We start from the raw sequence: 22811 nt of genomic DNA on the forward strand, positions 1-22811 counted from the left end.
CCCGCGTCACAGAGCGCCCAGGATCTGCGGCGACAGGTTCTTGATCGTCGTGTTGGCCCAGCGGACCTGCCGGAGCGTGCGGGGGTGGCAGGAGGAGGCGAGCTCCAGGAGCCGGGGCTCCCGGGTGGCCTGCGCCGTCTGCGCGAGCATCTCCCAGTGCAGCGAGTTCTCGGCGGCGGCCAGGTAGAGGTCCTTGAGGTCGTGCAGCAGGAGCAGGCCGGGCTCGGGGCGCCTGCCGAGGGCCTGCGACGCCTTCTCCCGCAGCGCGGTGAGCGCTCCGCCGGGGTCGCGGTGTCCGGGCGGCCCGTCGAGGTCCAGCGCGTAGTGCCGGCCCGCCTCGGCCAGACGGGCGGCGTGCTCGTGGGACCACCCGGCGAGGTCGAGGGCGACGTGGTGGACCTCGTGTTCGGTGCGGTGGCGTTCGGCTGCCGCCCGCAGCTCGTCCTCCAGGTGCCGTTCACCGTGGTGCAGCGCGCGCAGGGTGAGGGTGATGCCGTTCATGGCCGGGCCGCCTCGTCGGGGGTGGAGTCGCCCCGGGGGACGTCCGTGCTCTGGGTGGCCCGGGCGTCGGGGCCGCCCTCGGTGGGACGGATCCCGTCGGGGCGGGCCGGGGCGGACGCGGTGGTGGTGGGAGCGGGCGCCGGGACTCCGTCGCCCCGCCTGACCAGGGTGAGGCGGGCCGCGGCGGTCTTGAACAGGGGCTGTTTGGACGCGGGGTCCCAGTCGGTGACGGTGGTCTCGTTCGCCGCCCGGCCAGGTCCTTCCCCGGACGGCCCGTAGCCCTCGGCGGTGTCCCAGTAGCCGTAGTGGAACGGGACGAAGAGCAGGCCCTCGCGGATCCCGGTGATGCGCAGCGTGCCGCGCAGGGAGCCGCGGGGTGTGGTGACGTCCACCAGGTCGCCCTCCGCGAGGCCTCGGGCGCTCGCGTCCGCGGCGGACAGTTCCACCCACACTTCGGGAGCCGCCGCGTTCAGCTGCGGGACGCGGCCGGTCTTGGTGCGGGTGTGGAAGTGGTAGAGGGTCCGGCCCGTGGTGAGCTGGAGCGGGTACTCCTGCGAGGGTTCCTCGTGGGCGGGCCGGTACTCGGCGGCCTTGATGACGGCCTTGCCGTCCGGGTTCAGGGAGCGGTACTCCACCACCTCCACGGAGGCACCGGTGACGAGGTCCTTGCCGTAGCTCTCGCAGACGTCAGGGTGGGCCCAGCTGATGCCGTCGGTGTAGAGGCGCTCGGTCCCTTCGGGACGGGTCTCGTCGCACGGCCACTGGATGCCGCTGCCGCCGCGCAGCTTGTCGTAGGTGATGCCGGTGTAGTCACAGGGCCGTCCGGCACTGCACCGCTTCCACGCCTCGAACGCCTCCTGTGGCCCGTCCCAGGTGATCAGCGGGCCGCCGTCCTTGTCACGGAAGTCCATGCGGCGCGCGTAGTCGAGGAAAATCGCCAGGTCGGGGCGGGCGTCCCCGGGAGGGTCGACGGCCTTCTCGCTGAGGTGGACCGTGCGGTCCGCGTTGGTGAAGGTGCCGGTCTTCTCCCCCCAGGTCGCGGCGGGCAGGACGACGTCGGCCAGTTGCGCGGTCTCCGTGAGGAACAGGTCCTGTACGACGGTGAACAGCCGGTCCTGGGCGAGGACCGAGCGGATCCGGCCGAGTTCCGGCAGCGATACCGCCGGGTTGGTGCCGCTGATCCAGAGCATGCGGAGCGACCCCTGCTCGGCGTAGCGGAAGATCTGCATGGCGTGCGTGGGCGGCGCGTAGTGCGGGATGGCCGACGGTTCCACGTTCCACACCCGGGCCAGGTCCGCGACGTGCCGGTCGTTCTGCCAGTTCCTGAACCCCGGCAGGTCGCCGTCCGCCCCGCATTCGCGGGTGTTCTGCGCCGTGGGCTGCCCGTTCATCTGGAGCACTCCCGCGCCGGGCCGGCCGAGCATGCCGCGGATCAGGTGCAGGTTGTTGACCTGTACGGCGGCGGCCGTGGCCTGGTGGGACTGGTAGACCCCCTGGAGGACGGTGGACAGCAGCCGCTCCGCGGAGCCGAGGAGTCCGGCTGCCTCGCTGATCGCCGCCGCGGGCACGTCACAGATCGCGGAGGCCCACTCGGGGGTGCAGGAGGCGACGCGCCGGCGGAGTTCCTCGAAGCCGACGGTGTGCGCCCCGATGAACTCCCCGTCCACGCGGTCGGTACGGATGATCTCGTGCAACAGGGCGTTGAGCAGGGCGACGTTCGTCCCGGGCCGCGGCGCGAGGTGGACGTCCGCCCTGCGGGCCACGCGCGTGGGGCGGGGGTCGACGCAGATCAGACGGGGCGGGTCGGCCCCGTCGAGCCGGTCCAGCACGCGCATCCACAGCACGGGCTGCGTCTCGGCCATGTTGTGGCCGAAGAGCGCGAGGGTGTCGGCGTGGTCGACGTCCGTGAACGAGCCGGGCTGGCCGTCACAGCCGAAGGACTCCTTCAGGGCTTCCCCCGCGGTGGCGGTGCACAGCCGGGTGTTGCCGTCGAGGTGGTTGGTGCCGATGCCGGCCCGGGCCAGCACGGCGAGGGTGTAGTACTCCTCCAGGAACAGCTGGCCGCTGGTGTAGAAGCCGATGGAGCCCGGGCCGCGCTTGTCCAGGAGTTCTTTCGAGCGGGCCGCGATGCGCCCCATCGCGGTGTCCCAGTCGCAGGGCACCAGTCGGCGGCCGTCGCGGAGGAGAGGGCTCGTCAGGCGGTCCGGGGAGGCGTTGGCCTGCCAGCCGAAGAGGTCCTTCGGGCCGAGCCGGCCACGATTCACCCGGTCCGCGGCGCGCCCGCGGACGCCCACGATCCGCCCGTCGCGGACGGCGATGTCCATGGCGTCGCCGTTGGAGTGCAGCAGGGACGCCGTCTGGACCCAGCGGTCGACCTCGTCGGTGGTGGTCCCGGGTGCGAGGTGCGTGTCGGTCCGCACGGGCCAGGCCGCTCCCCGCGCATAGGGCGTACGGCCGCCCCAAGGGTCCGCGATGCGGTCCACCGACGCTTCCATGACGCACCTCCACCGGTCTCCGGTACGTTCCCACCGACGCCTGCCCGGGGCCGGGCGGCTCACGCGGGCGCCCGGCGCCTTCCCCCGGACGGGGCAGCGCCCGCACCGGCGGCGGGGGGCCCGGCGGCGAGGAGCGGCGGCGGGGAGCGGGGGGCCGGCGGCGAGGAGCGGCGGTGGCGGGCGGCCCGGCCGCCGGGCCGGCCCCTCCCATGGGGCAGGATGGAAACTCCCGTTCGCAGGGCGCCCATCCGCCCGAACGGGAGCCTCCGCACGACGAACTGACAGGTGACAAGGTGACGACACACCCCATACGACGGCCTGCGGCGGCCGTCGCCGCTCCCCCGGTCCGACGTGGAACGGAGGGCCCGCGTTGAACCGGGACCTCGTCCTGCACGACTGGCTGGTGGCCGGGATCGCGCTGGCCGCCGGGGGTGTGGCCGCGCTCCTGCTGCGGGGGCTGCTGCGCTGGCTGGCCAAGCACGCCCAGCGGACCCGGTGGAGCGGCGACGACGTCATCGTCGACGCGCTGCGCACGCTCGCGCCGGGAGCCGCTGTGATCACGGGCGTGGCGGTGGCCGCCGGGACGCTGCCGCTGACGGCCAGGATCTCGGGGTTCGTCAACGCCTCGCTGACCGCCCTGCTGATCCTCTTCGCCACGTTCAGCGCCGCCCGGGTCATCGCGGGCCTGGTCCAGTCCGTGGCGCAGTCGCGGACCGGAGTGGCCGGCTCGGCGACCATCTTCGTCAACATCACGCGCATCGTGGTGCTGACCATGGGCGTGCTCGTCGCACTCGAAACGATGGGCGTGTCCATCGCGCCGCTGCTCACCGCGCTCGGCGTGGGCGGTCTCGCGGTGGCCCTCGCCCTCCAGGACACCCTGGCCAATCTCTTCGCGGGCGTGCACATCCTGGCGTCGAAGACGGTGCAGCCCGGTGACTACATCCGCCTCAGCAGTGGCGAGGAGGGGTACGTCGTCGACATCAACTGGCGCAACACCGTGGTCCGCAACCTGTCGAACAACCTGGTCATCATCCCGAACGGGCGGCTCGCCAAGACGAACATGACCAACTACACCCAGCCCGAACAGCAGTTGTCGCTGCTGGTGCAGGTGGGCGTGGGGTACGAGAGCGACCTGGAGCACGTGGAGCGCGTGACGCTGGACGTCGTCGACACCGTGATGGCCGACATCAACGGCGCCGTCCCCGAGCACGAGGGAGCGGTCCGCTTCCACACGTTCGCGGACTCACGGATCAACTTCACCGTGATCCTCGGCGTCGGCGAGTTCAGCGACCAGTACCGGATCAAGCACGAGTTCATCAAGCGCCTGCACCAGCGGTTCCGGGAGGAAGGCATCTCGATACCCGCTCCGACGCGGACGGTCGCCCTCCGGCGGGAGGACGCGCCACCGGTGCACCCGGTCCTGCCGCACCAGCGCGAGGGCGGGCGGACGACGGTGCGCTGATGCGGCCGGCCCGGGGCCGTGGTGTCATACGAAGGGCAGGCCGCGTGCGCGGCGGGACGGACCGGGGCGGAGCCATGGCCACACCTCAGCCGGGGGCGGGCGGGGGCGGCGACACCGTCGGGGGCCCGGCTGCGGGCGCCGGGCCGGCTGAGGAGCCGGCGCACGAAAGCCGCCACGCCGACTGGCTGGAGCTCTTCTTCGACCTCGTCTTCGTCGCCCTCGCCGCCCAGCTGTCGGGCCGGCTCCACGGCGATCCGAGTCCCCGCGACTTCGCGGTGTTCCTGGCGCTGTACTTCCCGCCGTGGTGGCTGTGGATCAACCTCACCGTGTCGGCGAACGTCTTCGCCGACAACCGCCCGCGCCGCCGGCTCCTCATGCTGTCCGCCATGCTCTGCCTCGCCGTCATGGCCGTCGCCGTGCCCGCGGCGGAGACGGACCGGGGGGCCTGGTACGCCCTCGGTTACGCGGGCACCCGGCTCGTCCTCCTCGGGCTGTGGTGGCCGGCCACCCGGTTCCCCGGTCCGCAGCGGGTGCCCCGCTGGCGTCCGCTGAGCTACTGCCTGGCCTCCGGCCTGCTGTGGGCCGGATCCGCCGCCGTCCCCGCGCCCGCGCAGTACGGCGTCTGGGCCGTGCTGATCGCCGCCGAGATGGTGCTGCTGCTGAGCTCGCGCGGGGCGGGCGTGCCCCGGCGTCTGGACACCGGGCACCTGGTCGAGCGGGTGGGGCTGGTCGTCATCATCGTGCTCGGCGAGTCCGTGATCGCCCTGGTGACCGCCACCGACCAGGCGTGGACGCTGCGGGCCGGGGTGACCGGCGTCCTCGGCTTCGTCCTGCTGGCCGCGCTCTGGTGGTCGTACTTCGACTTCGGCTCGGCCTCCGCGGAGCGCGTGTTCGCCGCGGCGACCGACCGCGCCGCCTATCTGCTCGCGCGTGACGTCGGCGGCTTTCTGCACTTCTTCGTGACCGCGGGCGTGCTGTGCATGGCCGGCGGGCTGTCGACCGCCGTCGCCGAGGCCGACCGCGGACACCTGCCGTCCGGGGCGCTGCGGGCCCTGGCGGGCGGACTGGCGCTCTACCACGCCGCCCACGCCTGCATCGGGTTGCGCTACCGCCGCTCCCTGCCCTCCGTCGCCGTGTGGGCGGTACCGGGCATCGGTGTCCCGTTGCTCGTCGTGTGGGGCGGCGCCCACCTCGCGCCGTGGCTGGCCGTCCTGCTCCTGGCGGCGGAGGCGATCGTGCACCTGCTGTACGCGCGCAAGGTGCTGCGGCGGCGCGATGCGGCGGCGGCCGAGGAGCATCCGTAAGGCTGTCCGGTGAGGCCCTGGTTGGGGCGACCGGCCCTATGTAATGTCACATCGCATGACGATCTTACGGCGCGTGGCGTCTGCCGCGTCCCTCCTCTGTGTCCTCCTCCCGTTCGCCGTCGCCCCTGCCGCGCACGCGGCCGACGGCGCGGCGTGCGGCACCTCCCTCGCCGCCGCGCCCGACGCCGAGCAGGCGCGGCTCGCGGACCCCCGCACCGCGGCGCTCGTGGAGCGCGGCGGCTTCGGGGACTTCGTACGTCGCTTCCCGACCGCCCTGTGCAGTGTGCGCGGCCCCGCCGAAGCCGGCCGGCTGCTCGACAGCTGGGGCGGGGCGCTGTGGCAGTCCGCCGTGCGCAGGGCCCAGGGGCAGCGGCCGGCCGGTGACCTGCCGGCCGGTGACGACCGGCCGCTGTACTGGACCCGGCTCGCCATGACCGCCCAGCTGGCGCGCTGGGACCCGGGGTTCGCCGTCGACCGCCCTGCCCTGCGCAGCCGTTTCGAGGACGCCTCGCGCGGCCTCACGGACAACGCGTTCCGGCCGGCGCCCGGGGTGCGGCGCGTGTTCATCAGCGGCTTCGACCCCTTCGGGCTGGACGCCGAGCTCCGCCGCGCGAACCCGTCCGGTTCCGCCGCCCTGCGGCTGAGCGGCCGTCGCATCACACTGGCCGACGGGAGCCCCGCCGAGGTCCGCGCCGTGGTCCTGCCCGTGCGCTACGCCGACTTCGACGCCGGGATCGTGGAGCGGGCCTTCGCCCCGAGGCTGGCCGGCGGCCCCGCGGCGGCGGACGTCATCACCACCGTCAGCCAGGGCTACCCCGGCATCTTCACCCTGGAGGCGTGGGCGGGCCGGGCCCGGTCGGCGGACCCGTACCCCGACAACACCGGCGCCCTGTCGGGCGGCACCCGGGAACACCCGGTGACCGCCCCCGGTCTCGGCCCGGGCGCCGAGTTCATCGCCACCACGCTGCCCGCCGACGCGGTGACCGGCGCCGTCCAGGCCCCCTACCCCGTCTTCCTCAATACGGAGGTCACCGAGATCCCGGCGGGCGGCACGGCGCCGGTGGACCGGGCCGACGGCCCCACCCCCGGCTCCCGGGCGGTGGAGGGCGGCGGGGGCGGCTACCTCTCCAACGAGGTGGCCTACCGTTCCAACCGGCTGCGCGGTGAGCTCGCCCCGGCGCTGCCGGGCGGCCACCTGCACACCCCGGTCCTGACGGGCCTGCCGGCCGATCCGCAGCTGCTGACCGGCCCGGAGTTCGAGCGCAACGAGAGCGCGATCACCGCGGAGGTCCGCGCGGTACTGGAACACGCGGCCGCGCCCACGGCCCGCTGATCCCGAGCAGGCGCGTCACGGGCGGGCTATACGATCTGACGCGTACGTCCGCCCGTCAGCCGAAGGAAGTCGACGACACCATGACGGTCCATCGACCGGGGCAGCCCGGCGACCTGCCCTCGCCGGAACTCCTATGGGCGCTCTGGGCGTTGCTCGCCGTCCTGGAGGCGACCACGGAAGCCGAGGGCCGCGGGGTGCACCGTACGGGCCACTGGATCACCGGCACCGGCCTCCACCTCGACGACGCGGGCTGCACCTGGTGGACCCTGTCCCGCGGCGGCGAGGGCCGCTACGTGCTCTACGGCGAGGACGAGTCGAGCGGCGTCAAGTGGCACGAGCCCCGCATCGACATGCTGGCGGGTGCGCCCCGGTGGCTCCCGCACGAGAAGCTGCGCGACCTGCTCGAAGGCTGGGAACTCGGCTGCGTCTACTGGTACGAGAACGGCTCCTGGGCCCGCGCGCCGTACCCGCAAGGCCTCGCCGACGACCGCCTGGACTGCGGCATGAGCCGTTTCCTGGACCGCGAGGAGGTGCTCGGCCTGCTGGCCGACTCCGACGAGCCGGTGGAGGGCCCGACGGCGTCCGTCCTCCTCGACGCCGCGGAGGGCTACCGCCTGTCCCCCGAGCACTTGGAGGAGCTCGCCGCCGGCGACCCGGCCCGGGACCTCCCGGCGATGCGCCGCGCCCTCGCCGCGTCCGGCCTCGCGGCGGCGCCGCTCCCCCGCTGAGCCGTCGGGCGTGGTTAACGTCGTCCCATGAACACGTCACTGCAGCCCTTCGAGATCCTCCTGGTCCCCACCCACGTCGAGAAGCCGGGGGAACCCCACCGGTCCGGCGACCCCGTACGTTCGGCCGTCGTGGAGCCGACCGGTGAGACGGGCGCCTCGGGGTACCCCCGTTACGAGGGGGGCGGCATGCTGGCGGACATCGACCCCGACAGCGGCACGGTGGAGGCCCTGCTCGTCGACGGCGCCGAACTGGACTACGGGCTCACGGCCGTGGCGAAGCGCCGCGGCAGGTGAGGCACCCGCGGCGCGCCCCGAGCGGCCGCCCCCGTCCGGCGCGGCGCCGCCACTCCGCCGGTCCGCGGCCCGGTCCGCATCTCGTACGGAACAGCCGGCGCGGCGCCGTGACACCCCGTCGGGAGCGCCCCACGGACCGGGCGTGATCGCGGCCGCCGGGCTGACCGGCGCGGCCGACGGGGACGACGGCCCGGACGACGGGACCACCCCTTGGCACCCGGCTCCCGCAGGCGAGCGCTGAACGGCGGTCCTGCGCCGTCATGCCGCGCCGAAGTCGGGGAGGGTGAGGGAGCCGTCGTCGGCGAGGGTGAAGCCGGGGTTGTGGGCGATCTCCCAGGGGTGGCCGTCGGGGTCGGTGAACGTGCCCGCGTAGCCGCCGTAGAACGTGGTCGCGGGAGGGCGGGTGACGGTGGCTCCGGCGTCGCGTGCCGCCGCGATCAGCGCGTCGACCTCCTCGCGGTCGCGCACGTTGTGCGCGAGCACGATCCCGCCGAAGCCCGCCCGGCCGGTGTCCTCGATCCCGGAGTCCGCCGCCAGCTCGGCGCGGCTCCACAGGACCAGGGCGAGGCCGCCGGTCTGGAAGAAGACGGTCTGCGACGTCTCCTGTCCCCGCCAGCCGAGGCCCTCGTAGAACGCCCGGGAGCGGGCCAGGTCGCCGACGCCCAGGGTGATCAGGCTGATGCGCTGTTCCATGGCCGGAAGCTACCACCGCTCCCGGCGGCGGCCCCGGGCTTGCTCCGTGCGGGTTGTCTTGGGTGCCCGTTCGGCGGCTCCGCCCGAGCGGGTGATCATCATCAAGGCTTCCCATCGTTTTGATGGTGTCATCGGGCCGTGGGCGATCCGGGAAGGCTGCGTGGCGATGACATCGGCACACGGGGCAGGACGAAACAGGTGGTGGGGCGTGCTCGCCGCGGTTGCCGGGGCGGCCCTCGTGGTGGCGGCGGCCCCGGGCCGACCGGTGGGATCCGATGCCTCGCGGCTCGCCGCCGAGGGCGCGGAGGCGGCCGTCACGCTGCTGGTCGGCAGGGCCCTGGACGACGGCCACGGCAACGTCACCGTACGGTGCCCGGCGGAGAAGGCCCTCCAGGCCGGACTGTGCGACGGCTGGCGGCAGCAGCGGGTGCTGGCGACGGCCTGGGGCGCCGGATCGGTCCTGGGCGGGCCGGCGGGTTCGGCCGGGCCGGCGCCCACGGTCGCCCTGCCCACCGACGCAGACGGTCCGTTGGAGATCACCCTCGCCGAACCGGGACGGCTCACCGACGTCACCGTCCACGACCGGCACGGGCGTTACGTGGGCGGCGCACTGGCCCCGGGGAACCGGCGCTGGACCAACACCGAACCGCTGCGGGCCGGCGAGGAGTACACGGTGCGGGTCGGCGCCCAGGACGCGGCGGGGACTCCGGTCGGCGTGACGATGGCGTTCCGGACCGCGCCGCCCTCGGACGACGGCCGGCTCACGGTCGAGTTCGGGCCCAAGGAGGGCACGTACGGCGCGGGCCAGATCGTGACGGCCACCCTCAGCCGCCCGATTCCCGCCACCGACCGGACGATCCGCGCCCGGGTGGAGCAGTCGCTCCAGGTGACGTCGGAGCCGGCGGTCGAGGGCGCGTGGCACTGGGTCGACGCCTCGACGCTGCACTACCGCCCGCGCACGTACTGGCCGGCCCGTGCCGTGGTGCACGTACGCAGCGGTCTGGAAGGGGTCGAGGTGGGCGAGCACGCCTACGGGGGCTCCTCGGACGGACTCGACCTCACCATCGGGGACCGCGTCGAGGCGGTCACCGACGCCGCGGAGCACGAGATGACCGTACGCCGCAACGGGCGGGTCATCCGGACGATCCCGGTCACCACCGGAAAGGCCGGCTTCCGCACCCGCACCGGTGTCAAGGTCGTGCTGGGCAAGGAGCTCGAGGTGCGGATGCGGGGGGACTCCGTGGGCATCGGCCGCGGCACGAGCGAGTTCTACGACCTGCCGGTCCGCTATGCCACGCGGGTGACGTGGAGCGGCGAGTACGTGCACGCCGCGCCGTGGTCGGTGGAGGCGCAGGGCGAGGAGAACGTCAGCCACGGCTGCACCGGCATGAGCACCGAGGACGCCGCCTGGTTCTTCGGGACGGTACGGGAGGGGGACATCGTGGAGGTGGTGAACAGCGGCGGCGAGAAGATGACGCCGTTCGGGAACGGCTACGGCGACTGGAACCTGGACTGGCGGGCCTGGCAGGAGGGCAGTGCTCTCGCCGCCGCCCGGGAAGCCTCCTCCGCGGTGCCGGCGGCGGTCCGCGCCTCCTCGCGGCTGCGGCCCCTCACCTGAGGGTCCGGCCCAACTCACGGTTCGTGACGGCGGGAATTCGGCTGGTGATAAATAGATGAAAGACTGACTGAATTACCGTCAACAAGCCTGGACCTTATATCTCGATTACATAACGAGATGACCATAAAAGGCCTGGACCAATAACGGTTGACGCGCGTATACCCCTTGTGGCACAAGGGATCTGACCGTTCATCAAATACGTTCCGGTAGGTAACGGTCCGATATCTCGGACTGCTTTCCCGTTTGTCCGAATTTTCCACGCAAACCGTCTGGCAGGCTTCCGCGCACCCACTCTTCCGACCACGAGTTGAGGTGCGCATGACTAGACATCGCAGACGAGAACACCGGCGTAAACCCCGGCGGTTCATACTCATCACCGCCGCCATGGCCACGGCGGCGGTGATCGCGGGGGGAGTCGCTTACTCCGGACTGGGTGACGGCGCCCAGGCGGCCCAGCCCGTACAGGCCGAAGCGCTCGGCTCGCAGACACCCGCACCGGCCGCCGCACCGGCCAGGGACCAGGAGCCGGCGCCCCTGGGGGGCGCGCCCGCCAACGAGGACGCCCGCGGCATGGTCTACGACGGCCTCAAGGCCGCGCAGAAGGGCGACCGTTGCGTCGGCGTCTACCGCACGGAAGCCGGGCAGTGCACGCACGGCCCCGACGCGCCGCCCAAGGGCGTCGACATCAAGGCCGAGATACCCCCCGCCGTCAAGACGAAGGCGGCCGCGGCGGATCCGGCCCACCCCGAGGCGAGCACCCCCGCGAGCACCGAGGCCGACGGGCGTCCTCAGGACGCGCCCGCCGCCGACGCCCGCACCGCCAAGGCCGCTGCCGCCGCCCCGGCGCCCGCGCCCTCGTCCGCGGGCAAGGCCGTCGCCACGGGCCCCGCCGGCCAGACCGTCCAGTGCGACGGTGACGGCAGCACCGGCAACCGCGTCCAGGTGGTCTACGTGCACGGCCCCGACCGCGACCGGTACTCCGAGTACGTCGCCTCGTTCCGCAAGTGGGCGGCCGACGCCGACCTGATCTACTCGACGAGCGCCCAGGAGACCGGCGGCATCCGCCACATCCGCTACGTGACGGCCGCCGACTGCACCCCGACGGTGCTGAACATCGAACTCCCCGCGTCCTCGCTCTCGGAGTTCAGCGCGACGAACAACGCGCTGGCCGGCAAGGGCCTCGACCGCCGCGACCGCAAGTACATGATCTTCGCGGACACCCAGGTCTACTGCGGCATCGGCACGTTCAACGGCGACGAGCGCGCCGGCCAGGACAACCTGAGCAACTTCGGCCCCTCCTACGGCCGTACGGACTCCGGCTGCTGGGGCGGCCACACCGCGGCCCACGAACTCGGCCACAACCTCGGCGCGGTGAACAACAGCGCCCCCAACACCAGCCGCGGCGCGCACTGCACGGACGAGTACGACGTGATGTGCTACTCGGACACCCCGTACTACCCGCAGATGCGGTACGTGTGCTCCAACCAGGCGGCCGAGAACATCCTGGACTGCAACCACGACGACTACTTCCACACCAACCCCAAGCCTGGCAGCTACCTGGCCACGCACTGGAACATCGCGAACAACCAGTTCCTGATGCGCACGGGCGGCGGCACCGACCCGAACCCCAACCCGAAGCCGACCCCGACGCCCAGCCCCAACCCGACCAAGAAGCCCACCGGCGGTCCCACCGTGACGGCGGGTCAGCTCAAGGCCGACTCGGTCGTCGTCAGCTGGCCCAAGGTGGAGGGCGCGGTCTGGTACCAGGTGCTGCTGAACGGCAAGCACCTGACCTGGACGCAGTCCCAGGTACTGCGCATCTACAACCTGCAGCCCGGTACGGACTACAAGGTCGCCGTATCGGTGCGCGACGGCGCCGGCCGTGACAGCGGCCCCGGCAGCGCCGCGTCCTTCCGTACGCCCGGCGCCGGCGGCGGAGCCACCACCCCGGGCAGCCGCTACACCCTCGGCAACGGCAGCACCGGCATGTCCGCCGAGCTGTGGGGCGGCCGTACCGCCGACGGCACGGTGCTCGTCGGGGCCCGGGCCAACGGCTACGCGCCGCAGCAGTGGTACTTCGACGACGCGGGCGGCGGGCTCGTACGGATCCGCTCGGCGGCCTCCGGGAAGTGCCTCCAGACGGGCAGCGCCCCGGCCGCCGGCGTGTGGGTCGCCCAGCAGCCGTGCGGGAACAACTCCGCCCAGAACTGGCGGGTTTCCTCCCGCGCGGGCGCGGTGACCGTCACGGACGCCTCCGGCGGCTACGCGCTGACCGTGAGCAACCGCCCCTACTACGGGGACTGGCTGCTCGACCTCCAGCGCGCGGACGGCCGCGCGACGCAGGTGTGGACGGTCCAGAAGGCCGGCTGACCTGCCGCACGCACCGGGCAGTGGAGCGGGGACGGCCGTCCCCGCTCCACTGCCCTCCCCTCATCTTCTCCGCCCCTCCTCCCCGACCCCTCCTTCTCCACCCCACCGCAATGGGAGCACCACGACGATGCGACGCAGACGACACTCCTTCCAGGCCCTGACCGCCACCGGTTTCCTGGCCCTGGCCCTCACCCGGGCGCTCGTGGCCCCCACCGCCGCCCAGGCGCACGGTGACACCGTCAAGGTCGTGATCACGGGCCAGCGGGACGGCCACCTCACCACCGAAGTCACCTGGGAGAACGACGGGGACGCCGTGGACGAGGCGGTAGCCGCCACGGTGAACGCGACCAGTGCGGACGGCTCTCGCACCGCGGGTCCCTGGCGGCTGGTCCGCGATGCCGGTGGCGGTGGCGGTGCGGGGTGGAGCACGGCCGAGGTCCTGCCGCCGGGCGCGTGGAAGGTCTCCGTCGACGTCGGGTTCCCGGCCCTGGGGCACGCGGAGAAGGAGATCGCCGTACCGGTGGTCGACCCCCAGCCGTCGGCGGCCGCGCCGTCACCGGCCGGCCCGGCGCCGTCCTCGGCGGGTCCCGCGCCGTCCTCGCCGGGTCCCGCGCCGTCCTCCGCAGGCTCCGCCCCGGCCGCGCCCGTTGCCGCCGGGGCGGCCGAGGCGTCCGGCGACGGGAGTGGCTGGTGGTGGACGACGGCCGGGGTGGCGGTCACCGCCCTCGCCGGGACCGCCGTCGGTCTGTGGCTGCGGCGCGCCCGTAGGCGTTAGGCCGGACCGGGCCCGGTCACCCCTGGCAGATGCCCCGTTCGTAGTCGACGGTGGCGGTCGCCTTGGAGTACTGCCACTGCGGGGCCAGCAGCTGCGCGTCGAGCTGCTGGGCCGCGGTGGGGCTCTCCACGACGTAGCCGAAGTCCTGGAGCCAGGCCGGGTACAGGTTCTTCGAGCCGATGTAGAAGGCGGAGCCGTCCACCGAGACCAGCTTGTGGTGCTGGGCGTACGGGTGGCCGTCCGTCCACGTCGGGTCCTGTGCGGCGCGGAAGGTGGCCAGTTGGAGGTTCGAGCACATCGCGGCGCCGGCCGTGCGCCGGTCCCCGGTCAGCAGGGCGAGCCGGTCGCGGAGCGTGTCGCTGATCTCGGAGAGGGACTTGATCTGTGAGTAGCCCCCGCTGCCCACGGCTCCCCGGTTGGCCGGATCGCTCACCACGATGCGCACCTTGACCCCGGCGGCCATCTTGGCGGCGAGGGCGTCGTAGACGCGGACGTCGTAGCGGGGCAGTGGCGGGCAGGTCGCGTTGAGGTCCTGCTGGGAGATCTCGATGTGCCGGCCGGCGCTGGAGATCAGGGTCCGCAGGGCGCTCTCCTCCGGGTTGACCGTGTCGTAGTCGCGGTCGGCGTTGGTGTTGTCGTGGAGGCCGACGCCGCACTTGGTGTCCGCGGCGGTGGGCAGGGACGGCCGGAAGGCGGAGGCGGGGTCGTCGCGCTTGATGCCCACGCCCAGTCCGCCGACGGCGATGACCGGTACGGTGCCCCGAGCCTCCGGCCGCGCCGCGTCCCCGGCGAGCGAGGGCATGCAGGCGGCGGCGTTGGAGGAGGCGAACCAGACGCTGCCGAAGTTGCCCTTGTTCTGGCAGGTCCAGGACCACAGCTCGTCCAGGTACCGGCCCGCGGACGCGGCCGCGGGCCCCGTCAGGGCCATGTCGACGTCGGCCACCGGGTGGGCGGTTTCCAGGTAGTCGCCCTTCCAGCTGTTGATGCCGCCGCTGATCACCGATCGGCCGTCGACCACGAGGATCTTGGAGTGGTTCCAGGAGAAGGCGGTCTTCGACGTCGTCATCGACGCGACGTTGAGGTCAATGGAACGGGCGTCGGCGCCGAGCTTGGCGACGAGGTCGTCGCGGTACTTGGACGGCAGTACGTTCAGGTGGTAGACGGGCGCGGCCCCTACGAGGATGCGCACCTTGAGCTTGTTGCCGCGGGCCGCCGCTGCCTTGAGGCCCGCGACCAGGGCGTCTTGGAACGCTCCGTCGGGGAAGGGTGCGAGGGTGGAGACGTCGACGGTGCCCGTGGCCGAGGAGACGTTCTCGGTGATCTTGGCCAGCAGGCGCTCGGTGCCCGGCCGCGTGGCGCAGGTGTCGTCGCCCCAGCAGCCGGGTGTCTGCAGCAGCCAGTCTCCGCCGCCCGCCGAGGAGGCGTCGAGGGCGTTGCCCGCGGTGCGTTCCCAGACCCGGCGTTCGAGTCCGGGGGACACCTGACGGAGCGTCCCTTCGACCGCGTCGAGGTGCGGGGTCGGCGAACCGGGTTCGGCCGCCGCCGCGCCGGCGGGCAGCAGAGCCAGCAGTACGGCCGCTGCGGCGGCCCGGGTGAGCAGGGAGGAGGGACGGCGGAGCGAGGGGCGGGGCAATGTACTTCCTTGGGCGAGAGCCGTGGACGAGGAGCCGATCAAGATCGACTCGCGGGAAGTTACCACCGCGTAGGGAGGTGCCCGGAATCCCCTGTGTCGGATTCGGCCACCCCGCGGGCAGCGGACGGCCGGGCACGACCGGGCACGCAGGCCCCGGGTGCCCGGCCGCCGCCGCGGCTGACGGGGGATCAGCGCGCGGGACAGGTCTTCCAGGCGAAGTGGTAGACGGTCCGGATGTCACCGTCCGCGGAGTCCATGGCGACGAAGCTGTTGGTCTTGGCCGGGTCCGAGGCGCCCGCGCTGACCCGCAGTTCGGTGTTGATGTTGAAGTTGCGCTGCACCCCGCACGGCGCCCACACCAGCTGGTCCCAGTCGGTGGAGTCCGTGACCTGCCAGTCGTTGTCGAGCGGGCCGTTGAACGCGTGGGTCCTGCTCGCCGTGTCGGGCGAGCCCTGGAAGTAGTAGGAGGCCTTCTGCGTCGCTCGCGCGCCGCGTTCCAGATGCGCGTAGCCGCGGTAGTCGGCGCTCGCGACGGCGTAGGAGTAGCCCTGCGGGACGTGGACGATCAGGTTGATCTGGCAGTTCTTGCGGAAGTCGGTCGGCTGCGCACCGAGGCCCACCTGTGCCAGGTACTGACTGTAGGTGACGGTGAAGGCGGTGTGGTCGGGGGCGAGGGCGACCGCGGCGGTACCGAGCGGACAGCCGGAGCCGTTGACGGAGGCGACGTCGATGACGATCTTGTCGGGCGGCGGGGTGAAGGGGGCGGGAGCGGACGTAACCAGCGCTGAGCCGGCGAGGAGCGCGGCGGTCGCACCGCTCACGAATAAGACACCGGGCATGATGCTCCGATCGGTTGTCGGTGGCCTTGCCTGATGTGGGGGACGTCCGGCCGCACGGCGGAGCGGGTTGCGGACCGCTTCGGATAGTAGGGACCCGCCCGCGCCCGCAGTAGGTCGCATACCGGCCGAAGAAACCGACCGTGGCGCGGGGCGCTGCTGCGCCCCGGCGTACCGGCGGGCCGGCGGGCCGGCGGGCCGGCGGGCCGGCGGGCCGGGTCAGGGCAGGGTGGGGTCGACCGGGAGGATGCGGGCCATGAGGAGGGCGACGTCGTCGTGGTCGCCGGGGCGGCGCAGGGCGCGCAGGAGCAGGTCGCAGGTGGCCTCCAGGGGGCGGTGGGGGCCGGCCAGCAGGCTGAGCAGGAGGTCGAGGCGCTCGTCGAGGGACTGGTCGCGGGTCTCGACGAGCCCGTCGGTGTAGAGGACGAGCTGGTCGTCGGGGGCGAGCGCGATCCGGGTGGTGTGGAAGGGTACGCCACCGACCCCGAGCGGGGCGCCGGTGGGCAGGTCGAGCAGTTCCGGGAGCCGGCCGGGGCGCATGTGGACCGGTGGCAGGTGCCCTGCGAGGGAGATGTGGCATTCGGCGCGCAGGGGGTCGTAGACGGCGTAGGCGCAGGTGGTGATGGTGTGTTCCATGCCTGCAGCGGCCTGGTCGAGGTACTGCAGGACCTGGGAGGGGTCGAGGTCGAGCTGGGTCAGGGTCCGGGTCGCGGTGCGCAGCTGTCCCATGGTGGCGGCGGCCGCGATGCCGCTGCCCATGACGTCGCCGATGACGAGGGCGGTCTTGTCGTCGGCCAGCGGGATGACGTCGAACCAGTCGCCGCCGATCTCGCTGGTGGCCCCGGACGGCTGGTAGCGGTGGGCGATCTCCAGGCCGAGCCGGTGGGCCGGCTGGTGCGGCAGCAGGTTGCGCTGGAGGGTGAGGGCGGCGTGCCGCTGGTTCTGGAACAGCCGGGCGTTGTCGACGCAGACGGCCGCCCGCGCGGCCAGTTCGACCGCCAGGGTGACGTCGTCCTCGTCGAACGGTGCCGGCGTGCGGGCGCGCATCATGCCGACGGCGCCGATCACCTCGCCGCGGGCCACCAGCGGGACCGCCAGGTAGGAGTGCACCCCGGCCGCGGCCAGCAGCGCGGCGGCGTTGTCGTCCCGGGCAATGCGGCGCAGGTCCGGGCCGCTCACGCGCGCCAGCAGGACGGGGCGCCCGGTGTTCACGCAGTGGGTGATGACGCGGTCGGTGTCGTACTGGGCGAGTTCGCCGGCCGGGTCGGTGGCCTGGGCGGCTCCCGTGGGGTAGGCGGTGACCACCGCCAAGGCCCGGAAGCGGGCCGGTCCGGCCGGTTCGCCGGTGGTGCGGCGGCCGTGCAGGACGCTGTCGAGCACGTCCACGGTGGTGACGTCGGCGAGCTGGGGTACGCACACCTCGGCCAGTTCCCGCGCGGTCTGTTCCAGGTCGAGCGTGGTGCCGATGCGTACGGAGGCGTCCGCCACCACCGCGAGGCGGCGGCGGGCACGGGCGGCGTCGGCGGCGGCCCGGTGCTGCTCGGTCACGTCGACCACCGAGACGGCCACACCCAGCGGGTGCCCGGCCGCGTCGTCGAGCCGGTAGTAGGACACGGACCAGGCCCGCTCCTCGGGGTCGACCGGGGTGCGGCCGGTCACGAACTGGTCCAGGAGCGGTACGCCGGTGGCGAGCACCTCCCGCATGGAGGACTCGATGGCCTCCACGTCCAGGAAGGACAGGGCCTCGCGGACGGTCCGGCCGAGGTGCTCGGAGGCGGGCAGGCCGTTGATGTGCTCCAGCGCCGGGTTGACCAGCACGTACCGCAGCTCCGTGTCGGTCACGCCGAGGCCGATCGGGGACTGCGAGACCAGCCGCAGGGACAGGGCCAGGTCGCGCTCGACACGCCGCAGCGTGAGGTGATCGGTGGCGATGCCGAGGGCGTAGAAGTCCCCGAGGTCGTCCTGGAGCCGCATGTTGCGGAACTCGACCAGGCGGGAGCTGCCGTCCTTGTGCCGTATGGGGAAGCTCCCGGCCCAGCGCCGGCCGCTCTTCATGACCTGGGTGAACAGTTCGACCACCAGGCCGCGGTTCTCCTCCGACACCAGCAGCAGGGCCGCGGGCCGCCCGAGCGCCTCCTGCGCGGAGTAGCCGAACAGGTCCTCGGCCTGGGGGCTCCAGAACACGATGCGGCCGCGGTCGTCCAGGACCACCGCGGCGAGGCTCAGTACGTCGAGCAGGCCGCCTGTCGACCCCGGATCCGCCTCCGTGCTGTGGATCTCGGCCCGGAACGCGTCGGACGTGCTCATGGCCCGAACCCTTTCCGTTCACTCCGTGGCGCACCCCGTGCCGGCCCACACCACCGCGCCGTTCCTCCAAACCCTCCCACCGTCTCCGCGTACCGGCGACCCGGCTTCCGCCCCCCGCGGCCATAAGCGAAGCGGCGGGATCGGATTCCACGCATAAGGACGCCTTCGACGCGGGTGCTGCGTTCTGCTGAACCCGACGGCCGCCCGGCGTCGCGGCCCCGCCCGGTGGGCACGCAGCACGCGTGACCCCTCTCGCCCTGCGCCCGGCGGCCCCGCACCGCGCCGCCTCCCGCCGTGCGCTGCTGGCCGGCTCGGTGGGCAACCTCGTCGAGTGGTACGAGTTCGGCGTCTACGGCTGCTTCGCGACCGTGATCGCGACCCACTTCTTCACCCCACCGGCCGAGGCGGCGGGTGGCGCCCCGGCGCTGATCGCCACGTACGCCTCTTTCGCCCTCGCGTTCTTCTTCCGCCCCGTGGGAGCGCTGCTGTTCGGGCGTCTCGGCGACCGTCTCGGCAGGCGGCCCGTCCTGGTGCTCGCCGTGAGCCTCATGACGCTGGCCACCACCTTGATCGGGCTGCTGCCCACCCGGGCCGTCATCGGTCCCGCCGCGCCCTGGCTCCTGACGCTGTTGCGCGTCCTGCAGGGGCTGTCGGCCGGCGGGGAGTTCGGGGGCGCCGTGTCGCTGATGACGGAATCCGCCCCGCCGGGCCGGCGCGGGCTCTACGGGGCGTGGCAGTCCTTCACCGTCGCCCTCGGGCTGCTGGCGGGAGCGGCGACGGCCGCCACCCTCGCCGGCGTCCTGCCCGAAGCCGCCCTCCGGGCGTGGGGGTGGCGGATCCCGTTCCTGCTGGCCCTGCCGCTCGGCGGGGCCGCCCTGTGGCTGCGTGCGGCCCTGGAGGAGCCGCCGCCGTCCGCGCCGGTCCCCGGCGGGGCAGCGCCACCCGGGCAGGGGCCCGTGCGTGCGGTCGCCCTCGCGGTCGCCCGGGTCATGGGCTGGTCGGCGGCCGGCTACACGTTCCTCGTCGTCCTGCCGTCCTACCTCCAGTCCGCGCTGGGCTCCTCGGCACGCGGGGCCCTGACCGCCACGGCTCTGGCGAACCTCGGTTTCGCGGCCTGCGTCCTGCCCGCCGGGCTGCTCAGCGACCGGATCGGGCGGCGCCCGGTCATGCTCGGCGGGGCCCTGGGCGTCGTGCTGCTGGCCTTCCCGCTGCTGCACCTGCTGCGGGACCCGGGGCTCTCCCCCGCTGCCCGGGCCGGCGCACTGCTGGCGGCGGGCGCGCTCGTCGGCCTGATGGCGGGGCCGGGACCGGCCATGCTCGCCGAGATGTTCCCGCGCGGCGTGCGCTGCACCGGGCTGGGGCTCGCCCACTCGCTGGCCAACGCGGTGTTCTCGGGCTGCGCCGGCCTCGTCATCACCGCCCTGATCGCGGCCACGGGGGACGCCTCGGTGCCCGCCTGGTACGCCGCTGCGGCGTGCGCCGTCAGCGCGCTCGCGCTGGCCACCCTGCGCGGCGACGGCCACGGGGAGCCGCTGCGATGAGGGTGATCGGCCTGATGTCGGGGACCTCGTACGACGCCGTCGACGCCGCGGCCGCCGATCTGAGCGCCGAGGACGGGACGCTGCGCCTGACACCGCTGGGGATGGTCGGCGAACCGTACCCCGACGACGTACGGGCCGCCCTGGCGGCCGCGCTGCCGCCCGCGGCGACCACGATGGCCGACGTCTGCCGCCTGGACACCCGCATCGGGCAGGCCTTCGCCCGGCTGGCGGTCCGCGCCGACCGGGAACTGTGCGGGGGCCGGGCGGAGTTGGTCGCCTCCCACGGCCAGACCGTGTACCACTGGACGCAGGACGGCCGGGTGAGCGGCACGCTCCAGCTCGGTGAGCCGGCCTGGATCGCGGAGGGCAGCGGCTGCCCCGTCGTCTCCGGGTTCCGCCCGCGCGACGTGGCGGCGGGCGGCCAGGGTGCGCCGCTGGTGAGCCTGGTCGACCTGATGCTGCTGCGCGGGCGGCCCGGTGTCCCGGCCGCGCTGAACATCGGCGGCATCGCGAACCTGACCGTCGTCCCCTCGGGCGGTGACCCCGTGGCCTTCGACACCGGCCCGGGCAACGCGCTGATCGACGCCGCGGTGCGGGAGGTGACAGGCGGGCGGCTGGCGTACGACGAGGACGGCGCCCTCGCGGCGGCCGGGCGGGTCCACGCCCCCTTGCTGGAACGGCTGCTGGCGGAGCCGTACTACCGGATGCCCTGGCCCAAGACGACCGGCAAGGAGCTCTTCCACCGCGACTACCTGCGGGGCACGGCGGCCGACCCGGCCTTCGCCGCTCTCCCGCCCGAGGACCTCATCGCCACGCTGACGCGTCTCACCGCCACCACGATCGCCGCCGCGCTGCGTCCGCTGGGGGCCACCGAGGTGTTCGCCTCGGGCGGGGGCGTCCGCAATCCGACGCTGACGGCGATGCTGCGCGCGGAACTGGGCCCCGCAGTGCTGCGCGGCTCGCAGGAGCTCGGCCTGCCGGCCGCCGCGAAGGAGGCCTACGCGTTCGCGGTGCTGGGATACCTCACGCTGCACGGGCTGCCGGGCAACGTGCCCGGATGCACGGGCGCCTCGGGGCCGCGCGTCCTGGGCTCGGTCACCCCGGGCCGCCGCCCCCTGCGGCTGCCCGCCGTCCCGTCACGCCCCCCGCACTCCCTGATCGTGCAGTGACCCCGCGTACGGGCCGGCGGACGGCCGGCTCGCGGCGGACGGCCGGCTCGGGGCGGGCGGGACGGCCCGGCGGGGCGAGAGCGCGCAGGAAGCGCAGGCCGCCCAGGGGCAGCAGGTCGCCCCCGAGGCGGCGTGCGCGGCCCCCGCGCGCCCGCGCTCAGACGCGGCTGCCCGTCTGGTCGTGCCCCGTCCTGTGGAGCGGGGGACGGGCGCGCCAGGAGTTGGCGGGGTGGACGAGGGTCGAGTGGCGGTCCCAGTGGGCACGGCGGCGGTGATGGTGGTGCGGGTGTGCGTGGTGGTGGTGTTCGTGCACCGCCGGGGCGCTGCGGGCCAGCATGACCAGGGCGGTCGTGAGGGCCGCCAGTTCTCTGTGGTCCGGGTTGCCGCGGACCACCTGGATCCGGCGTATCACCAGGTCACCGGGAGGGTCTTGGGCCCGCGGATCAGGGCGCCCGGCTGCCACTCGATCTGCTCCGGCGGCACCGCCAGCTCCAGCCTCGGGTACCGGTCGAGCAGGGTGGCGACGATGATCTCGGACTCCATCCGGGCCAGCATCGAGCCGACGCAGTGGTGGGGCCCGTTGCCGAAGGCCATGTGGGCGATGGGGCCGCGGTCGAAGTCCAGCGCGTCCGGGTTCGGGAAGACGGCCGGGTCGCGGTTGGCCGCGAGGTACGAGGAGTAGACGACCTCCCCCTGCCGGATCAGTACCCCGCCCAGCTCGACGTCCCTCGTGGCGACCCGCGGGATGCCGACGCCGCTGCGGTGCGGGATGAAGCGCAGCAGTTCGTCGACGGCCTGCGGGATCATCTCCGGTTCGGCGCGCAGCCGGGCCATGTGCTCCGGATGGGTGAGCAGGGCGTAGATCATGTTGGCGCTGTTGTTGCGCACCGCGTGGGCGCCGCTCACCAGGATCGCGGTGGCGAGGGAGACGGCCTCCGCCTCGGTGATCTCCCCTTCGTCGGCGGCGGCCGCGAGGACGGCGGCGAGGTCCTCGCCCGGCTCGTCCGCCGCCTGCGCGCGGCGCAGCGCGAGGAGCGCGACGACGCTCTCGCGGACGGTCTTCATCGCGTCGGCGCTGCGTTCCGGGGCCGGACCCGGCGTCATGATCACGTTCGCCCAGGAGGTCATGCCCTCGCGCATGTCCCGCGGCATCCCGAGGAGGTCGGCGACGGCCGCGAGCGGGAAGGGACCGTGCAGGTGTTCCACGAGGTTGGCGGGTGAGCCGTGCTCCTCCATCCCGTCCAGGAGCCGGTCGGCGGTGGCCTGCACGGAGGGCCGCAGCCGCTGCATGCTCTTGCCGGTGAAGGCCCGCGCCACCACGCGGCGCATGTCGTTGAGGCGGGGCGGGTCGGCGTAGTTCAGTGACGCCTTCTGCGAGGCGATCGCGTGCGGCGAGGAGCTGGTGATCGTGCGCCCGACCAGTTCCTGCCTGCTGAAGCGCGGATCTGTCGTGGCGGCCTTGACGTCGGCGTAGCGCGCCATGAGCCAGGCGCTGCCCTCACCGAACGGCAGTTTCACCCGAGTGGCCCTGTCGTCCTGGAGCCGGGCGTGCAGGAACGGATCGAACTGCAGGCCTTCGAGGTCATCCAGGTTCCAGCAGTGCACCGGCCCCTCCGCAGGCGGGTCCGGACGCGTCCCAAGAGCCGTGTCGGGGTCTGTCGTCATGGTGGTCTCCCAGCCTTGATGTCACTCCAGGTAGGCGAATGCGCCGGGACTCCGGCTGACGATCCCTTCCCGGCACCGGCTCGCTCC

General features: G+C 73.5%; 18 protein-coding genes. 10 read left to right on the top strand and 8 right to left on the bottom strand.

Features of this window, described 5'->3' with window-relative positions:
• Nucleotides 1–6 precede the first annotated feature (6 nt).
• Nucleotides 7–501, bottom strand: coding sequence for a hypothetical protein (locus tag OHA81_RS03890; RefSeq protein WP_329192773.1), 495 nt, complete (start codon nt 499–501; stop codon nt 7–9).
• Entirely contained in the window at nt 498–2996 is a 2499-nt protein-coding gene (locus OHA81_RS03895) for a molybdopterin oxidoreductase family protein (protein ID WP_329192776.1), read from the bottom strand. The genes OHA81_RS03890 and OHA81_RS03895 overlap by 4 nt, the downstream gene beginning before the upstream one ends.
• A 370-nt stretch (nt 2997–3366) precedes the next feature.
• Between OHA81_RS03895 and OHA81_RS03900 the strand changes: the two genes are divergently transcribed.
• From OHA81_RS03900 to OHA81_RS03920, 5 genes are all read left to right on the top strand, one after another.
• Nucleotides 3367–4458, top strand: a complete 1092-nt coding sequence (locus tag OHA81_RS03900; protein WP_329192778.1) for a mechanosensitive ion channel family protein — start codon at nt 3367–3369, stop codon at nt 4456–4458.
• A 74-nt stretch (nt 4459–4532) separates the two neighbouring features.
• Nucleotides 4533–5762 carry a low temperature requirement protein A gene (locus tag OHA81_RS03905; protein ID WP_329192780.1) on the top strand — a complete coding sequence of 410 codons (1230 nt, stop codon included), beginning with the start codon at nt 4533–4535 and terminating at the stop codon, nt 5760–5762.
• 55 nt (nt 5763–5817) lie between these two features.
• The gene (locus OHA81_RS03910; protein WP_329192782.1) at nt 5818–7095 is read left to right on the top strand and encodes a pyroglutamyl peptidase; all 1278 of its coding nucleotides are present in this window, start codon (nt 5818–5820) and stop codon (nt 7093–7095) included.
• Between the two features lie 80 nt (nt 7096–7175).
• On the top strand, nt 7176–7823 hold the full coding sequence (locus tag OHA81_RS03915) for a hypothetical protein (RefSeq protein WP_329192784.1): 648 nt from the start codon (nt 7176–7178) through the stop codon (nt 7821–7823).
• Nucleotides 7824–7850: 27 nt separating this feature from the next.
• Nucleotides 7851–8117, top strand: coding sequence for a hypothetical protein (locus OHA81_RS03920; RefSeq protein ID WP_329192786.1), 267 nt, complete (start codon nt 7851–7853; stop codon nt 8115–8117).
• 258 nt (nt 8118–8375) lie between these two features.
• Here the strand turns inward: OHA81_RS03920 and OHA81_RS03925 are convergent, their stop codons facing one another.
• On the bottom strand, nt 8376–8810 hold the full coding sequence (locus OHA81_RS03925; RefSeq protein WP_329192787.1) for a VOC family protein: 435 nt from the start codon (nt 8808–8810) through the stop codon (nt 8376–8378).
• Nucleotides 8811–9210: 400 nt separating this feature from the next.
• Between OHA81_RS03925 and OHA81_RS03930 the strand changes: the two genes are divergently transcribed.
• The 3 genes from OHA81_RS03930 (at nt 9211) to OHA81_RS03940 (ending at nt 13573) form a co-directional block, all read left to right on the top strand.
• Complete coding sequence (locus OHA81_RS03930) at nt 9211–10428, top strand: Ig-like domain-containing protein (RefSeq protein WP_443056745.1); 1218 nt, start codon at nt 9211–9213, stop codon at nt 10426–10428.
• 384 nt (nt 10429–10812) lie between these two features.
• Entirely contained in the window at nt 10813–12798 is a 1986-nt protein-coding gene (locus OHA81_RS03935) for an RICIN domain-containing protein (RefSeq protein WP_329192790.1), read from the top strand.
• 127 nt (nt 12799–12925) lie between these two features.
• Nucleotides 12926–13573, top strand: a complete 648-nt coding sequence (locus OHA81_RS03940) for a hypothetical protein (RefSeq protein ID WP_329192792.1) — start codon at nt 12926–12928, stop codon at nt 13571–13573.
• A 16-nt stretch (nt 13574–13589) separates the two neighbouring features.
• Here the strand turns inward: OHA81_RS03940 and OHA81_RS03945 are convergent, their stop codons facing one another.
• The 3 genes from OHA81_RS03945 to OHA81_RS03955 all read right to left on the bottom strand — a co-directional run bounded on the left by OHA81_RS03945 (nt 13590) and on the right by OHA81_RS03955 (nt 18349).
• Entirely contained in the window at nt 13590–15206 is a 1617-nt protein-coding gene (locus tag OHA81_RS03945; protein WP_329192794.1) for a phospholipase D-like domain-containing protein, read from the bottom strand.
• 188 nt (nt 15207–15394) lie between these two features.
• Nucleotides 15395–16045 (bottom strand): DUF4360 domain-containing protein, encoded by a 651-nt coding sequence (locus OHA81_RS03950; RefSeq protein WP_329192796.1) that lies wholly within the window; start codon nt 16043–16045, stop codon nt 15395–15397.
• Nucleotides 16046–16261: 216 nt separating this feature from the next.
• Complete coding sequence (locus tag OHA81_RS03955) at nt 16262–18349, bottom strand: SpoIIE family protein phosphatase (protein WP_329192797.1); 2088 nt, start codon at nt 18347–18349, stop codon at nt 16262–16264.
• 242 nt (nt 18350–18591) lie between these two features.
• On the opposite strand from OHA81_RS03955, the gene OHA81_RS03960 reads away from it, so the two are divergent.
• Complete coding sequence (locus tag OHA81_RS03960; protein WP_329192798.1) at nt 18592–19890, top strand: MFS transporter; 1299 nt, start codon at nt 18592–18594, stop codon at nt 19888–19890.
• On the top strand, nt 19887–21059 hold the full coding sequence (locus OHA81_RS03965; protein WP_329192800.1) for an anhydro-N-acetylmuramic acid kinase: 1173 nt from the start codon (nt 19887–19889) through the stop codon (nt 21057–21059). Before OHA81_RS03960 ends, OHA81_RS03965 begins: the two co-directional genes overlap by 4 nt.
• A 157-nt stretch (nt 21060–21216) precedes the next feature.
• On the opposite strand, the gene OHA81_RS03970 is transcribed toward OHA81_RS03965, so the two are convergent.
• Together OHA81_RS03970 and OHA81_RS03975 are read right to left on the bottom strand one after the other, a co-directional pair.
• Nucleotides 21217–21471 carry an acyl-CoA carboxylase epsilon subunit gene (locus tag OHA81_RS03970; protein WP_329192801.1) on the bottom strand — a complete coding sequence of 85 codons (255 nt, stop codon included), beginning with the start codon at nt 21469–21471 and terminating at the stop codon, nt 21217–21219.
• Entirely contained in the window at nt 21468–22724 is a 1257-nt protein-coding gene (locus tag OHA81_RS03975; protein ID WP_329192802.1) for a cytochrome P450, read from the bottom strand. Before OHA81_RS03975 ends, OHA81_RS03970 begins: the two co-directional genes overlap by 4 nt.
• Nucleotides 22725–22811 lie beyond the last annotated feature (87 nt).

Origin of the sequence: Streptomyces sp. NBC_00667 (assembly GCF_036226825.1) — a bacterium.
Classification (GTDB): Bacteria; Actinomycetota; Actinomycetes; order Streptomycetales; family Streptomycetaceae; genus Streptomyces.